Genomic DNA, 15346 nt, shown 5'->3' with positions numbered 1-15346 from the left:
AACGGATATTCATACCGTCGTCCCCGCGAAAGCGGGGACCCAGCGACTCGACACACGATGCGGGAAAGACGCTGGGTCCCCGCCTTCGCGGGGACGACAAGGATTGAACAAGGAGCAACACATCATGGCCGGCATCGGACATAGCGACACCCCCGGAAGCGAGGCGGCGGGCCAGGAATTCCTGGTGTTCACGCTGGGCTCCGAGGAATACGGCATCGACATCCTGAAGGTGCAGGAGATCCGCAGCTACGACGGCGTGACGCGGATCGCCAACGCGCCGGACTTCATCAAGGGCGTGACCAACCTGCGCGGCGTGATCGTGCCGATCGTCGACCTGCGCATGAAGTTCCGCCTCGGCAATGTCAAGTACGACCACCAGACCGTCGTCATCATCCTGAACATCGCCGGCCGTGTGGTCGGCATCGTGGTCGATGGCGTGTCGGACGTGCTGACGCTGACGGGCGAGGCCATCAAGCCGGCGCCCGAGTTCGGCGTGTCGGTGTCGACCGAGCACCTGACCGGCCTGGCGACCGTCGAAGGCCGCATGCTGATCCTGCTCGATATCGAACGGATGATGACCAGCCCCGAGATGGAGCTGATCGAGGGCGAGGCCGCCTGAGCGGGCGCGGGCCCCCAACGGCCCGCCGCTCGCCATCGCCAGCCCCGCGCATCATCCTCACCCCGTCGCCACCCTCGCCGATCCACCCGCAGACATGACGCCGCAACGAACCCCCGCTCCCCGCGCCGCGGCCCCCGCCATGCCGCTCGCCACGTTGCGGGACGACGCGCGCGACTTTCTGCTGACCGACCGCGACTTCGACAAGGTGCGCGCGCTGATCCACCGCCGCGCCGGCATTTCGCTGGGCGCGCAGAAGCGCGAGATGGTCTACAGCCGGCTCGCGCGCCGCCTGCGCGCGCTGCATCTGAGCGACTTCGCCAGCTACCTGGCGCTGCTCGAAGCCGACGAGTACTCCGGCGAGTGGGAGTTCTTCACCAACGCGCTGACCACCAACCTGACCTCGTTCTTCCGCGAGGCGCACCATTTCCCGCTGCTGGCCGAACATGCCAAGCGGATCGGCCGGCCGTATTCGGTCTGGTGCGCGGCGGCGTCGACCGGCGAGGAGCCGTATTCGATCGCGATCACGCTGGCCGAGGCGCTCGGCGATCGCGCCGGAACCGTGCTGGCCACCGATATCGACACGCAGGTCCTGGCCAAGGCGCGGACCGGCGTCTATTCGGCCGAGCAGGTCGCGCGGCTGTCGCAGGAACGGCTCAAGCGCTTCTTCCTGAAAGGCACCGGACAGCGTGCCGGCCAGGTCAAGGTCAAGCCCGAGCTCGCCTCGACGATCACGTTCGAGCCGCTGAACCTGCTGGCGCCCGACTGGGGCATCCGCGAGCGCTTCGATGCGATCTTCTGCCGCAACGTGATGATCTATTTCGACAAGCCGACCCAGGGCCGCATCCTGGAGCGCTTCGTCCCGCTGCTCAAGCCGCATGGCCTGCTGTTCGCCGGCCACTCGGAGAACTTCTCCTACGTGACGCGCGCCTTCCAGCTGCGCGGGCAGACCGTCTACGAGCTGGCGCCGGGCGCCGCCAGGGCCGGAGCCGCCTGATGCAGACGCCGCACCTGCCGGAGGCGATCGCCACCCGCACCTACTTCGACCGCGAGTTCGGCAAGCAGGCGATCAAGCTGCTGCCCAACGAGTACTACGTGACGCGCGACGACGTCGTGCTGACCACGGTGCTCGGCTCGTGCGTGGCCGCCTGCATCCGCGACGAAAAGGCCGGCGTCGGCGGCATGAACCATTTCATGCTGCCGGACGACGAGAACGCCGGGCCCGACCGCGTGCTGTCCGCATCGATGCGCTACGGCTGCTATGCGCTCGAGGTGCTGATCAACGAGCTGCTGAAGATGGGCGCGCGCCGCGAGCGGCTCGAGGCCAAGGTGTTCGGCGGCGGCGCGGTGCTGGCCAACATGACCACGCTGAACATCGGCGACCGCAACGCGGAGTTCGTGCTGCGCTATCTGAAGACCGAAGAGATCCGGGTCGCCGCGCAGGACCTGCGCGGACCGCACGCGCGCCGGGTCAGCTATTTCCCGCAGACGGGCCTGGCGCTGGTGCGCCGGCTGACGCGCCAGGACGACCAGGCGGTCGTCGAACGCAGCGAACGCGCGCTGGCGCGCGCCATTTCCGCGACGCCGGTACGCGGCGGCGTCGAGCTGTTCGGGCGGCGCGGCGCCGCTTCCACCGTTTCCTGAATTCGAAGGACCCGCTTTCGACATGACCGCCGCCGCCAAGATCAAGGTGCTCTGCGTGGACGACTCCGCGCTGATCCGCAGCCTGATGACGGAGATCATCAATAGCCAGCCCGACATGGAGGTGGTCGGCACCGCGCCGGATCCGCTGGTCGCGCGCGAGATGATCAAGCGCCTGAACCCCGATGTGCTGACGCTGGATGTCGAAATGCCGCGCATGGACGGGCTCGATTTCCTCGAACGCCTGATGCGGCTGCGGCCGATGCCGGTGCTGATGGTGTCGTCGCTGACCGAGCGCGGGTCGGAGATCACGATGCGCGCGCTGGAACTGGGCGCGGTCGACTTCATCACCAAGCCCAAGCTCGGCATCCGCGACGGCCTGCTCGAATACACCGACACCATCGCCGACAAGCTGCGCGCCGCCTCGCGCGCGCGCCCGCGGCCCGCGGCGGCGCCCGGCGCCGAGCCCGCGGCGCCGGCGCCGATGCTGCGCACGCCGCTGCTGTCGACCGAAAAGCTGATCATCGTCGGCGCGTCCACCGGCGGCACCGAGGCCATCAAGGAATTCCTGATGCCGCTGCCGCCCGACGCGCCCGCGGTGCTGATCGTCCAGCATATGCCGGCCGGCTTTACGCGCTCGTTCGCGCAGCGGCTCGATGGCCTGTGCCGCATCAAGGTCAAGGAGGCGGAACATGGCGAGCGCGTGCTGCCGGGCTATGCCTATATCGCACCGGGCGACCAGCACCTGCTGCTGGCGCGCAGCGGCGCCAACTATGTCGCGCACCTGTCGCAGGACCCGCCGGTCAACCGGCATCGGCCGTCGGTCGACGTGCTGTTCGACTCGGCCGCCGTGCATGCGGGCAAGAACGCCATCGGCGTGATCCTGACCGGCATGGGCCGCGACGGCGCGCGCGGCATGCTGCGGATGCGCGAGGCCGGCGCCTACAACCTGGCGCAGGACGAGCAGAGCTGCATCGTGTTCGGCATGCCGAAGGAGGCGATCGCCGCCGGCGGCGCGCACGAGGTGGTGCCGCTGTCGGCGATGAGCCAGCGCGTGATGGCGCGGCTGGCCACCTTCGGTACCCGCGCGCAGCGCGTTTGAAAACCACGTGGATGCGCCGCGGCTGCGCGGCGCGTCCGGATAGACGCAATCATCCACAACCGTAATGGAGCCGTAGAGTGGACAAGAACATGAAGATCCTGGTGGTCGACGACTTCCCGACCATGCGCCGTATCATCCGCAACCTGCTCAAGGAGCTGGGTTTCGCCAACGTCGAGGAAGCCGAAGACGGCGCCGCCGGCCTCGAGAAGGTCAAGGACGGCAGCTTCCAGTTCGTGGTCTCGGACTGGAACATGCCCAACATGGACGGCCTGACGATGCTGCAGGGCATTCGCGCCGATCCGGCGATTGCCAAGACCCCGGTGCTGATGGTGACCGCCGAGGCCAAGAAGGAAAACATCATCGCGGCGGCGCAGGCCGGCGCCAATGGCTATGTGGTCAAGCCGTTCACCGCGGCGACGCTGGACGAGAAGATCACCAAGATCTTCGAGAAGATCGCCAAGGAAGGGGCTTGAGGCAGCCGCTATGTCCACCACGTCGAATATCAATATCGAGTCCGCCGAGCAGATCATCCAGCGCATCGGCAGCCTGACGCGCATGCTGCGCGACAGCATGCGCGAGCTGGGCCTGGACAAGGAGATCGAGCGCGCGGCGCAGGCGATCCCCGACGCGCGCGACCGTCTGAGCTACATCGCCAACATGACGGAGAAGGCGGCCGAGCGCACGCTGAACGCGGTCGAGCTGGCGCAGCCGATCCAGGCCGATCTGGAGAAGCAGGCCGAGGCGCTCGACAAGCGCTGGGAAGACTGGTTCGCGCGGCCGGTGGAGCTGGCGGATGCGCGCGAGCTGGTGCTCGACACGCGGTCGTTCCTGACCGAGGTGCCGACGCAGGCCCGCGCCACCGGCAGCCATCTGCTCGAGATCATGATGGCGCAGGACTTCCAGGACCTGACCGGCCAGGTCATCAAGAAGATGATGGACATGATCCAGACGCTGGAGCAGGAGCTGCTGCAGATGCTGATCGACAATGTCCCGGCCGAGCGCCGCGTCGAGACCGGCCCGGCGACGCTGATGAACGGACCGCAGGTCAATCCGGAAGGCAAGCACGACGTGGTATCGGACCAGTCGCAGGTCGACGATCTGCTGGCGAGCCTGGGTTTCTGAGCTTCCGAACCTGTGACTACCTGAACGCCTGAACGCCTGGACGCCTGTACGCGAACGGCGGTGCGTTCAGCCGATCGTCCTGTCGGCTGCCGGCAGCGTGTCGTACAGCGCCCAGACCCGATCGCGCCACGCCGTCGCACCGATGCCGCGAAGCAGGCCGTGCACGGCGCCGCCGCGCGCTTCGCGGTGCAGCGCTTCGATGGCGTTCAGCAGGGGCGGATACACCGTGTCGACGCCTGTTTCGTCACGCGCGTCCGCGGCCCAGCGGGCCAGAGCGGTGACGATGACGACCTCGTGCCGCTGCTGGCCGGGCAGCTGGTGGTGCGCGAGCAGTTTGCGAACCTGTGCCAGCAGCCACAATGCAACCTCGGCGTTCCAGGTCCAACGGGTGTACGTGGCCGCTGAAGTGAGGTCGAGCAGGATGGCACCACGCTGTCCCGGCGTCAGCATGTCCAGCAGTCGCTCCAGTTGCTCGCGAACCACGTCGATGGTGACGAGGTGCCCGTTTCGGACGGCATCGCGCCACATCTCGCCGCTGCCCGACATGACGTTGAACAAGCTCCTGGCCAGGGGCTCCACTGCCTTGTGTCGGACCGGGGCCGGCAAGGCGGACACGCGCGCGAGATGCAAGTCCCAATAACGGGGATGGGCGCCAAGCGTCTTGATCGCGCCCGCCAGCGCGGACGCCTTGCCGCGGTCGGAGACATCCGTGGCCAGCTGCAGATAGGCCGATACCGCGCCCTCCGGATCGGCATGCCATCGGCCCAGGTTGTACACCATCGACGGCAGCAGCGCTTCGCGGACACCCGGCGGCCAGTCCTTGATGAGCCCATGCACCAGGTTCCACCGACGTGTCGAATCGGCCGGCCGTGTGTCCATCGCATCGACCCGGAAAGCCAGCAGCTTTGCCAATCTGGCCTTGACCGACATGTCGCGCGCCGCATCGGCCAGACGAAATACGGTGGACCAGACGCTCTCCAGCCGCTCGGCCTGGTCCGCGATCGACAGCAGGTGTTCGCACAGCTCGACACACAGCGATGCATCGAGACGCATGGCGCAATCCGCGAGGTAGGCCGCCATGCCGCTGTCCGCGATGGCGCATCGCTCCTCAGGCTCGACCACGTGGGCGACCATGCCGAGAAGCACGCGTGCGGCGTCGGCGGGCCGCAGCCGTTGTACCGCGATGTCGGCCAGCGATCGCCAGCGCGGCAGCGATGTCTCCGGCAGCGGATGCGTGGCATCCATTCGCACGCTGCGACCTAGTGCCATCAATACCTCGGCGCATGACTGCGCCGGCAGCTCGGTGGCGCAATGGAGCAGCGCATCCCAGCGCGCGCGGCGATCGGCCACCGTCACTCCAAGAAGATCGCCAGGATTCGCCTCCTCCAGGCCAAGCGCCGATGCGCACAGCAGCTTCGTACGAAGCGCGCACGCGGGCTCGCCTCGCGATGCCAGGGCTTGTTGCCGCTCGAACAGGCAGGCGTGCGTCTCGAGCCAGCGCGTCCCCGATGCGCGATCGGGAGCGCTGGCGTAGGTGCCGATGGCGGCCAGCAGCGCGATGGCGTCCTGCTCGTCCGGTGCATCGTCCGCGATGGCCAGCCATTGCCGCAGCGGCATTTCCGCCAGAACGCCGCCCTTGCTGTCGGATACGCAGGCGGCCAGTGCCCGGCTGCAATCGCCCGGCGGGAGGGCAAGCATGTCGGTCACGAAAGCGGGACGACCGGCATGCTGGATGCGGGTGCCCGCGGCCACGGCGGGGCGAAACGGTGCCAGTATGCGGCTGGCTTCGTCGTCCAGGATCCTCCATCGCGTCGTGACGCACTGGAACAGGCGCTCGTGGAGAGCCGCATGCCATGGCTTGGGCAGTGCCGCGATTTCCGCACAGCGCGCATGCAGCTGTGTCAGCGAGCGGGTCCATCGGATGCGGTCCTTGACCCGGGCGGGAGCGGTGAACAGCCGCTCCATCACGGCATGGATATGGCGATTGACCCGGGCCAGCCGGACCTTGTCGGCCTTGTGCAGCCAGGTGGCGACATATTCGAGCACATGGTCGTTGGTGCCGAGGCCTTCAGGGTGTGCGGTGGCAGGGGAAGGGGGCGTAGCGGTCAGTGGCATGGCGGCAGACAGGGCGATCAGAAGGGAAGGCATGGCGCCTGGGATGGGATTTCGCGCCGTTCACGCATCGGCTGGCCGGTCCCGTGCCTTGCGTTTGAGCCGATTGCCGTCGGCGGCCGGTGGCTCATCCTCGACTGGCAGCGACGCATGGAAATGCGCCCATACCGGCGCGAAGAGGTGGATCATGTCGGCCTTCTGGCAGGCATCGTGCAGCCAGTACAACGCGGAGGCGCACTGGTCCGGTTGCAACGTGCGAATCGCCGTGGCGAGCGCCGGCAGTATCTGCGCGGCGTCGCGCGGTTCGGTGAGCCGCGTGGCGCGTTCCGCCAGCGTCGTGAACAGCCTGACTTCGTGGCGTCCGCTGCGGGGCAAGTACAGCCCTTCGTCGATCAGCCAGGTAAATCGGTGGACGGAGGCGTAAGGCGCCATGGCCATCAATACGAAGCCGCGATCCGCCCACGTCAGCATGCCCAGCAGCTCGGTGAATTGTCGCCGCGCCTGACGCTCGCTGACGGGCCAGGCCGCGAGCGAGACATCGCCTGGTGCGGCCGCGGCAGTGTCGTCGGCTCGCTGCGGCGGTGGTGTGTCGGGCAACGGCTCGCGCGTGACCAGCAGCTTGTGCGCGATCGCGGCGAAGGGGTCGCGGCGCATGCGCCGCGGCAGATCGACCGCCGCGTTGACCATATCGGACCAATGGCGGGGGTCGTCGTCATACACCTGGAGCAGGCCCGACAGCAACGTGGGCCGATCGTCCAGATCGAGTTCCTCAAGTAAGCCCATCAGGCGCGGTACCGCGAAGCCGGCCGGCACGTCCGTGCTCAGCTCGGCATCGACCAGGGCCAGCAACGGCTCGCGCCGCAGCGCGCGTGGCAGGGCGGCAACGCGGTCGCTCAGCGCGAACCAGCGTTGCAGGCGACCGTCGGCGTCCGGCAAGCGCTGGCCGAGCGCGACCAGGACCTGCTGTTGCAGCGCGGGCTCGAGCCCGCGCGACGCCCCGAATACCGCCTCCCAGATCCGCTCGTAAACCGCTACGGAATTCATGCGGAACGCCTGCTCGACCACCCGGTTCATCACGAGGACGGCGCGCGCGTCGGGCAGCCGGCTTGCCGCTTCCATCAAGGCGATATAGGGCGCCGGCCTGGAGGTGATCTCGTCGAGCCCGTCGATCCGGTCGAGCATGGCGACCAGGGCCTCATTGGCCTGGTCCGCCGGCATCTGGTTGCCGATCGCGCCGATGATGCGGTACCAACAGGTGTCGCGCGGCTCGGCGGCCATGTCCTGTTCCAACGCAGCGGCGAAGTCGCATGCCGCGCTTGCTGCCAGCGCCAGCCAGATCGGCGGCCGCGCTGCCGGCGGTAACGCCCGGGCTTCGTCGAAGACGCGATGCCAAAGCGACGCGCGGCACGCCATCCGCACGACATAACGCGACGGATCGGCCAGTGCCTCGGCGACCGCCGTCAGCAATTGCACGCGTTCGGCCAGGCTGGCCACGCCGGCGCGTCCCTTGCGCTCGTGGGCAGCCGCCAGCATGCCTTCGAGCAGGTCGCGCCATCGTTCCTTGTTCCTCGACGCCCTGGCGGCCAGGCCGGTCAGCGCCGGGACGCGTGCGTCCGCGTCCAGGGCCAGCGCGATATCGAGCAGGGCCGGGACCGGCCGCTGCGCGATGTCAACAAGCGGCGCGCGATGGGCACTGCCGTTCGCCGGGCGCGTAGTTTGCGCCGGCGCGGCGGTGTGGAGCAGTGCGAACCGGGCCATATCGGCGCGCATCTGGATGGCCGGATGGAGCTGTTCGACCGGCATCCGGTTCAACAGCGAACAGCGATCCGCCGGGGCCAGCTGGGCGATGTCGCCGAGCGCTCGCTGGAACGCCGAGTTCGAGACGATCCACTTCAATCGCTCGCGCAGTCGGACGGGTGCGACGAAGTCGCGATCGAGCTGGCCATGCATGCGCCTGGACGTCCGCGACAGCGCCACGATGGCCGCGCCGCGCAGCCGCTCGACGATCTGGCGCAGCATGCATTCGGGCAGGGTATCGAGCGCGATGCGCCCGGCGCCCTGGGCCAGGGTGCCATTGCCGGTGGCATGTTGCGCCGGCTCGGGATTGGCGTGGGCTGCGGCGATCGCTTCGCCGGATGAAGAGATAAGGAATTGGAAGGGCATGGTTGCCTCCGTCGTGTCGCCGCGCTTTCGCGCTGCGGTGTGGCCCGCCCCGGCCGGACAAGGGATCGAGCCGGGCACCATAGCGGCATGCCATCACCGGCTCTTTTCGAATTGCCCCGGATTTACCGCAATCGCCCGCCGGCACGCCGCCATCCCGAAAGAATCCCGCAGGACCGCCGTTAACCTCTGTGATCGAACCGTTCTCGCGGCGCTGCGTGCCCGCGCCCCCCTGCCATCGGCCAAATAGCGTGGCAATCCCCCGCCTATTTCCCCTAATGGCGGTGCTCCCCCGCTCCGATAATCGACCCCGTCGAAGGGCGGCATGCCGCTTCGCCACGGAGCGGCCATGTCCGAAGAAAGCGATCTCGAGAAAACCGAACCCGCCTCACCCCGGCGCCTGGAAAAGGCGCGCGAGGAGGGGCAGGTGGTGCGTTCGCGCGAGCTCGGCACCTTCGTGATGCTGATGGCCGGCGTGGCAGGTCTGTGGGGCCTGGGCGGGATGCTCGGCCGCAAGCTCGATACCGTGATGCGCGCCGCGCTGTCGTTCGAGCCCGCCGTGGCGCACGATCCGGCCCGCATGCTGTCCGGCTTCGCGCAACTGGTGTGGGAATCGCTGCTGGGGGTGCTGCCCCTGTTGCTGCTGTTCGCCGTCGCCGCGCTGCTGGCGCCGATGGTGCTCGGCGGCTGGCTGTTCTCGACCAAGTCGCTGCTGCCCGATTTTTCCCGGCTGTCCCCGCTCAAGGGGCTGGGGCGGCTGTTCTCGGCGCAGTCGCTGGTCGAGCTGACCAAGGCCGTCGCCAAGTCGCTGCTGGTCGGCGGCATCGGCTTCTGGGTGCTGTGGCGCCATCTGCCGGACGCCGTGGCGCTGATGAACGCGCCGGTGCAGGAGGCGCTGCTGCGCCTGCTCGAGCTGGTGCTGCTGTGCTGCGCGCTGGCCGCCGGTTCGCTGCTGCTGGTGGCCGCGATCGACGTGCCCTGGCAATTCTGGGACTACTTCAAGAAGCTGCGCATGACCAAGGAAGAGGTCAAGCAGGAGCACAAGGAAAGCGAGGGCAACCCGCACGTCAAGGGCCGGATCCGTCAGCTGCAACGCCAGATGGCGCGGCGCCGGATGATGGCCGAGGTACCCAAGGCTGACGTGGTGGTCACCAACCCAACCCATTTCGCCGTGGCGCTGCGCTACGAGGAAGGCCGCATGGGCGCGCCTCGCGTGGTCGCCAAGGGCACCGAGGAGGTCGCCGCGCGCATTCGCGAGCTGGCCGCCGAGCATCGCGTGCCGATCCTCTCCGCGCCGCCGCTGGCGCGCGCGCTGCACCGCCATGTCGAGCTGGGCCACGAGATTCCTTCCGGGCTGTACACCGCCGTGGCGGAGGTGCTGGCCTGGGTCTACCAACTGAAACACTGGCACCACGCCAACGGGCCGCTGCCCGAAGCCCCGACCGGCCTGCCGGTGCCCGACGAACTTGCCGTACCGGAAAGCCGCGCATGAATGCATTGAACTCGCTGTTCCGACTGCCCGGCGGGCAGTCCGCCGGCCAGCTGAAGGCACTGGCCGGGCCGCTGCTGATCGTGATGATCCTCGGCATGATGGTGCTGCCGCTGCCGCCATTCCTGCTCGATCTGCTGTTCACCTTCAATATCGCGCTGTCGATCATGGTGCTGCTGGTCGGCATGTACACGCAGCGTCCGCTGGACTTCGCCGCGTTTCCGGCCGTGCTGCTGTTCTCGACGCTGCTGCGGCTGTCGCTGAACGTCGCCTCCACCCGCGTGGTGCTGCTCGAGGGCCATACCGGCCCCGACGCGGCCGGCAAGGTGATCGAGGCCTTCGGCCACTTCCTGGTCGGCGGCAACTTCGCGGTCGGCATCGTGGTGTTTGCGATCCTGGTCGTGATCAACTTCATGGTGATCACCAAGGGCGCGGGCCGTATCGCCGAGGTCGGCGCGCGCTTCATGCTGGACGCGATGCCGGGCAAGCAGATGGCGATCGACGCGGACCTGAACGCCGGCCTGATCAACGAAGAGGGCGCGCGCAAGCGCCGCGCCGAGGTCGCGCAGGAATCGGACTTCTACGGCGCGATGGACGGTGCCAGCAAGTTCGTGCGCGGCGATGCGATCGCCGGCCTGCTGATCATGTTCATCAACGTGTTCGCCGGCATGGTGGTCGGCATGGTGCAGCACGACCTGGACTTCTCGACCGCGGTGCGCAACTACACGCTGCTGACCATCGGCGACGGCCTGGTTGCCCAGATCCCCGCGCTGGTAATCTCGACCGCCGCCGGTGTCATCGTCTCGCGCGTGTCGAACGACCAGGACGTCGGCGAGCAGCTGACCGGCCAGCTGTTCTCCGATCCGCGCGTGCTGTACCTGACCGGCGGCATTATCGGCCTGCTGGGCATCATCCCCGGCATGCCGCACATTGCCTTCCTGCTGCTGGCCGGCGGGCTGGTCTGGTTCGGTACCTATGTCAGCAAGCGCCAGCTGGCTGCCAAGCAAACCGCCAAGCGCGAAGAGCGTACGCCCGCCGCGCTGGCCAACGAGAACACCGAGGCGACCTGGGACGACGTCACGCTGGTCGATCCGCTGGGCATGGAAGTCGGCTACCGGCTGATTCCGCTGGTCGACCGCGCGCAGAACGGCGAGCTGCTGGGCCGGATCAAGAGCATCCGCAAGAAGGTCGCGCAGGAGGTCGGCTTCCTGGTGCCGGTGGTGCATATCCGCGACAACCTGGAACTGAAGCCCAACGCCTACCGCATCACGCTCAAGGGCGTCGAGATCGGCTACGGCGAGGCGGTGCCCGGCCAATGGATGGCGATCGATCCGGGCCAGGTCAGCGGCACGCTGCCCGGCACGCCGACGCGCGATCCGGCGTTCGGCCTGCCGGCGGTCTGGATCGACAGCGGCATCAAGGAACAGGCGCAGGCGCTCGGCTACACCGTGGTCGACGCCAGCACCGTGGTCGCCACGCACCTGAACCATCTGATCCACCAGCACGCGGCCGAGCTGCTGGGCCGCCAGGAAGTGCAGGCGCTGCTGGACCGTATCGCCAAGGATTCGCCGAAGCTGACCGAGGACCTGGTGCCCAAGACGATCACGCTGACGTCGCTGCAGAAGGTGCTGCAGAACCTGCTCGACGAGAGTGTGCCGATCCGCGACATGCGCACGATCCTCGATGTGATCGCCGAACATGCGCCGAAGATCAGCGACCCCAACGAGCTGACCGCGCTGGTGCGCATGGCGCTGGGCCGCGCGATCACGCAGCAGTGGTTCCCCAACGGTGCCGACCTGCAGGTGATCGGCCTGGATGCCGGCCTCGAGCGCGTGCTGTCGCAGGCGTTGAACTCGGGCGGCAGCATCGAGCCCGGCCTGGCCGATGCGCTGGTGCAGCAGGCGCAGGCCGCGGTGGCCCGCCAGGAGCAGATGGGCCTCGATCCGGTGCTGCTGGTCCCGCATGCGCTGCGGCCGTTGCTGTCCCGCTTCCTGCGGCGGACCATGCCGCAGCTCAGGGTGCTGTCGCACGCGGAGGTGCCGGACAACCGCAATATCCGTATTACCGCGATGATCGGCGGCGCGGGCTGAGTCCGATCGTCGGGGGGGCGGCGCCGCAGCCGCGGTGCGATCGCAGGCGACAGGAGCACTCCCTGTCGCCTGTTTCTCATCAGGGACCGAAATAATTGCTGGGCGCTGCCGTTAACCCGGAGACGAGGACGTGCGGCGCCGTCATCGCCCAAATAGCGCCGCAATCCCCCGCCTATTCAGCCCAATAGCACGAGACCCCCGCTCGCATAATCGACACGTCGAAGAGGCCGGCTGCCGCTTCGCCACGTGGTGTCGATAGCCGAATGCGGCGATCCCCGCAACGTCCCGCTCCCTCCTTCCTGCGCGAGACGTCCGTCGCCACCACGCGAGAACAGACCGGCCTGTGCCCGTCGGCCGCATGCCGACACCATCGCGGCCAGCGATGCCGCGGTGCCGGACAACCGAACATCGAATGATTGCCACGAGCGGCGGTGCCGCTGGATCCCGCTGAAACAAGGGTCGCGAAACATGAGCGTAGCCAAATTTGTGGCGGCCAACGGCCGCGAAGCCTTGCGCCAGGTGCGCGAAGCCATGGGGCCGGACGCCGTGGTGCTGTCCAACCGCACCGTCGACGGCGGCGTCGAGATCGTGGCCATGCGCGATACCGATCTGGGCGCGATCTCGGACAGCGCGCCTCGGTTCCAGCCGCCGCTGCGCGAGCCGATCCAGGCCGCGGCCGCGGAGGACATCGACGGCATTCGCGGCGAACTGCAATCGATGCGCGCGCTGATCGAGCGGCAGCTGTCGGGCATCGCGGTCCCCGCCGTGCCGGCCGCCGCGGCCGATCCGCTGCGCGAGTCGCTGTTCGAATGGCTGGTCGGCGCGGGCTTTTCCGCGCAACTGGCGCGCACGCTGCTGGCGCGGCTGCCGGCCGGCTACGACCGTCCGGCCGCGATGGGCTGGATCCGCCAGGAGATCGCCAGCAAGGTGCCGGTGCTGGCCGACGAGGACGCGCTGTTCGGCCAGGGCGGCGTGCTGGCGCTGGTTGGCCCCACCGGGGTCGGAAAGACCACCACCACCGCCAAGCTGGCCGCGCGCTTCGTGCTGAAGCATGGCGCCGACAAGCTCGCGCTGCTGACCACCGACACCTTCCGGATCGGCGCGCACGAGCAGCTGCGGATCTACGGCGACATCCTCGGCGTGCCGGTGCACGCGGTCAAGGATGCGTCGGATCTGCGTCTCGCGCTGGGCGCGCTGTCGCAGAAGCATCTGGTGATCATCGACACCGTCGGCATGAGCCAGCGCGACCGCAACCTGTCCGAGCAGATCGCGATGCTGGCCGGCGCGCCGGCGCCGGTGCAGCGCGTGCTGCTGCTCAATGGCGCCAGCCACGGCGATACGCTCAACGAGGTGGTGCACGCCTACCGCCACGATGCCGCGCCGGGCGCCGGCATCGACGGCTGCATCATCAGCAAGCTCGACGAGGCCACCCATCTGGGCTCGGTGCTCGATGTCGTGATCCGGCACCGGCTGCCGGTGTTCTACGCGTCGACCGGCCAGCGCGTGCCGGAGCATCTGGAACTGGCGCGCGGCGACGCGCTGGTCGAGCGCGCCTTCCTGATGCCGCGGCGCGGCTCCGTGTTTGCCGACGCGCAGGCCGCGCGCCGCGCGCTGGCGGCGCAAGGCGCCGACGATACCGCCGACGCGAGCCACGGCGCGCGCAGCGAAGCCCACGACGTGCTGCGCTCGATCGCCGACAGCGGCCATGCCGTCGGCGCGTGCGTCAACGCGCTGCGCGATGGCCCCTATGGCTTTGCGCTGCTGCGCGAGCTGTGGGCCAGCCGCGGCCAGGGCCAAGCCGCCCCGACCGAGCTGCGTCCGCTGGTACGCCAGGTCCGCGATGCCGTCTGCCAGGACGCCAGCCGGCATTGCGAACACTTCGTGCTGTCCGCCTCGGTGACGCTCCCCTGCGCGGTGCCGGGCCGCCGCGCGCCGCAGCCGTGGCAGCACACGCTGTGGCTCGGCGACCGTGACGGCATGCCGCTGATGGCCACCGTGACGCCGCTGGCGCGCACGCAGCAGGCCGGCGGCTGGGACACCGAGATGGCGGACTGGCGCGCCGCGCTGGCCGCACGCCGTACCGTCGTCCATCTGCTCGATACGATGCCGGCCGGCGCTACGCTGCAACGCTGGCAGTCGAGCGGCGAACGCTGGCTGGCGGCAGCGCGCAAGAGCACGCGCGTGCTGTGCGACGGCACGGCATGGAAGCTCGATGCGCTGGCCGACACGCTGACTTTCCACGCGCAGGCCGAACTGCGCTGGCGCGACCGCGACGCGGTGCAATGGGTTGCGCAGACCAGGGTGCGCGTGCTCGAAGGGCAGGCCCGCGCCGCGCGCGGCACCGCCACCGAAGGCGGCATCGAGGCCGTGCTGCTGGTGGCGCGGACCATCGAGCGCGACAGCGGCCAGACGCTGGCCGTCGACTATCTGCTGGCCGATCCGGCGCTCGCCGGCGCCGGCGCGCAGCTCGCTCAGTGGGCACGCTGGGGCGAGGCCGCGGCGCTGCAATGCCGCACGCTGCGCCATGCGCTGGACCATCTCGGCCGCCCGGCCGGCATGTCGCCGCAGGCCTTTGACGTCGATGCGCTGGTCGCGCTGCAGGCAGGCATGACCGCGTTGCGGCTGGCGCATGCGCCGGCCCAGGCGGCGATCGACTGCCTGGCAGGACTGGCCGGCCAGGCAGGCCGGTCGGCCGCCAGGGACGCGGCGCCCGGCGCCGCCGCGCTGCTCGAAGGACTGGGCCGCCTGCTGGCCTTGCTCGACGTGCTGGAGAACTTCCCGGGTCGCAACGCCGCGGCGTCGTCGCCGGCTACCGGCTCGAACGAACAGCGTGCTGCGGATGCGCCGATCGCCGCGATCCACGTCGCGACCCATGCCGATGCGGCCACTGCACCGCCCACTCCGGCGCTGCCCGAATCCGCGCAGCACCTCGCCCAACGGATGACGCGGAGCGCCGCGGGCACGCAAGAGAACGCGTCGGCGAAGTTCGACCTGGCCGCGCTTGGAGACTGATT

At 68.9% G+C, this 15346-nt stretch carries 11 protein-coding genes; 9 read left to right on the top strand and 2 right to left on the bottom strand.

Annotated elements, in window-relative coordinates; genetic code table 11:
• Positions 1–124: 124 nt before the first annotated feature.
• From M1D55_RS08735 to cheZ, 6 genes are all read left to right on the top strand, one after another.
• Positions 125–619 (top strand): chemotaxis protein CheW, encoded by a 495-nt coding sequence (locus tag M1D55_RS08735; RefSeq protein WP_006579683.1) that lies wholly within the window; start codon positions 125–127, stop codon positions 617–619.
• Positions 620–713: 94 nt separating this feature from the next.
• The gene (locus M1D55_RS08730) at positions 714–1613 is read left to right on the top strand and encodes a CheR family methyltransferase (protein ID WP_064577466.1); all 900 of its coding nucleotides are present in this window, start codon (positions 714–716) and stop codon (positions 1611–1613) included.
• On the top strand, positions 1613–2260 hold the full coding sequence (cheD, locus tag M1D55_RS08725) for a chemoreceptor glutamine deamidase CheD (RefSeq protein ID WP_006579681.1): 648 nt from the start codon (positions 1613–1615) through the stop codon (positions 2258–2260). Before M1D55_RS08730 ends, cheD begins: the two co-directional genes overlap by 1 nt.
• A 22-nt stretch (positions 2261–2282) precedes the next feature.
• Positions 2283–3359 (top strand): protein-glutamate methylesterase/protein-glutamine glutaminase, encoded by a 1077-nt coding sequence (locus tag M1D55_RS08720; RefSeq protein WP_232204323.1) that lies wholly within the window; start codon positions 2283–2285, stop codon positions 3357–3359.
• Between the two features lie 77 nt (positions 3360–3436).
• On the top strand, positions 3437–3832 hold the full coding sequence (gene cheY, locus M1D55_RS08715) for a chemotaxis response regulator CheY (protein ID WP_006577576.1): 396 nt from the start codon (positions 3437–3439) through the stop codon (positions 3830–3832).
• A gap of 10 nt (positions 3833–3842) precedes the next feature.
• The gene (cheZ, locus tag M1D55_RS08710; protein WP_006577575.1) at positions 3843–4481 is read left to right on the top strand and encodes a protein phosphatase CheZ; all 639 of its coding nucleotides are present in this window, start codon (positions 3843–3845) and stop codon (positions 4479–4481) included.
• 66 nt (positions 4482–4547) lie between these two features.
• Here cheZ and M1D55_RS08705 read toward each other — a convergent pair whose 3' ends face one another.
• Together M1D55_RS08705 and M1D55_RS08700 are read right to left on the bottom strand one after the other, a co-directional pair.
• Positions 4548–6629: a hypothetical protein gene (locus tag M1D55_RS08705; protein WP_456280671.1), complete on the bottom strand. Its 2082-nt coding sequence runs from the start codon at positions 6627–6629 to the stop codon at positions 4548–4550.
• Between the two features lie 27 nt (positions 6630–6656).
• Positions 6657–8756, bottom strand: a complete 2100-nt coding sequence (locus tag M1D55_RS08700; RefSeq protein ID WP_456280670.1) for a hypothetical protein — start codon at positions 8754–8756, stop codon at positions 6657–6659.
• 346 nt (positions 8757–9102) lie between these two features.
• Between M1D55_RS08700 and flhB the strand changes: the two genes are divergently transcribed.
• The 3 genes from flhB to flhF all read left to right on the top strand — a co-directional run bounded on the left by flhB (position 9103) and on the right by flhF (position 15344).
• Positions 9103–10245, top strand: coding sequence for a flagellar biosynthesis protein FlhB (gene flhB, locus M1D55_RS08695; protein WP_006577572.1), 1143 nt, complete (start codon positions 9103–9105; stop codon positions 10243–10245).
• Positions 10242–12332, top strand: a complete 2091-nt coding sequence (gene flhA / locus M1D55_RS08690) for a flagellar biosynthesis protein FlhA (RefSeq protein ID WP_006577570.1) — start codon at positions 10242–10244, stop codon at positions 12330–12332. The genes flhB and flhA overlap by 4 nt, the downstream gene beginning before the upstream one ends.
• 468 nt (positions 12333–12800) lie before the next feature.
• Entirely contained in the window at positions 12801–15344 is a 2544-nt protein-coding gene (gene flhF, locus M1D55_RS08685) for a flagellar biosynthesis protein FlhF (protein WP_456280669.1), read from the top strand.
• The last annotated feature ends 2 nt before the right edge of the window (positions 15345–15346 follow it).

The organism is Cupriavidus sp. JZ107, from assembly GCF_053903255.1.
Note: the sequence above shows the minus strand (reverse complement) of the source record. Positions and strands in the feature narration are given on the sequence as shown.

Coding starts and splice junctions, on each gene's coding strand:
- M1D55_RS08735 (WP_006579683.1), top strand. CDS start 125: ATGGCCGGCATCGGACATAGCGACACCCCCGGAAGCGAGGCGGCGGGC.
- M1D55_RS08730 (WP_064577466.1), top strand. CDS start 714: ATGACGCCGCAACGAACCCCCGCTCCCCGCGCCGCGGCCCCCGCCATG.
- cheD (WP_006579681.1), top strand. CDS start 1,613: ATGCAGACGCCGCACCTGCCGGAGGCGATCGCCACCCGCACCTACTTC.
- M1D55_RS08720 (WP_232204323.1), top strand. CDS start 2,283: ATGACCGCCGCCGCCAAGATCAAGGTGCTCTGCGTGGACGACTCCGCG.
- cheZ (WP_006577575.1), top strand. CDS start 3,843: ATGTCCACCACGTCGAATATCAATATCGAGTCCGCCGAGCAGATCATC.
- M1D55_RS08705 (WP_456280671.1), bottom strand. CDS start 6,629: ATGCCTTCCCTTCTGATCGCCCTGTCTGCCGCCATGCCACTGACCGCT.
- M1D55_RS08700 (WP_456280670.1), bottom strand. CDS start 8,756: ATGCCCTTCCAATTCCTTATCTCTTCATCCGGCGAAGCGATCGCCGCA.
- flhB (WP_006577572.1), top strand. CDS start 9,103: ATGTCCGAAGAAAGCGATCTCGAGAAAACCGAACCCGCCTCACCCCGG.
- flhA (WP_006577570.1), top strand. CDS start 10,242: ATGAATGCATTGAACTCGCTGTTCCGACTGCCCGGCGGGCAGTCCGCC.
- flhF (WP_456280669.1), top strand. CDS start 12,801: ATGAGCGTAGCCAAATTTGTGGCGGCCAACGGCCGCGAAGCCTTGCGC.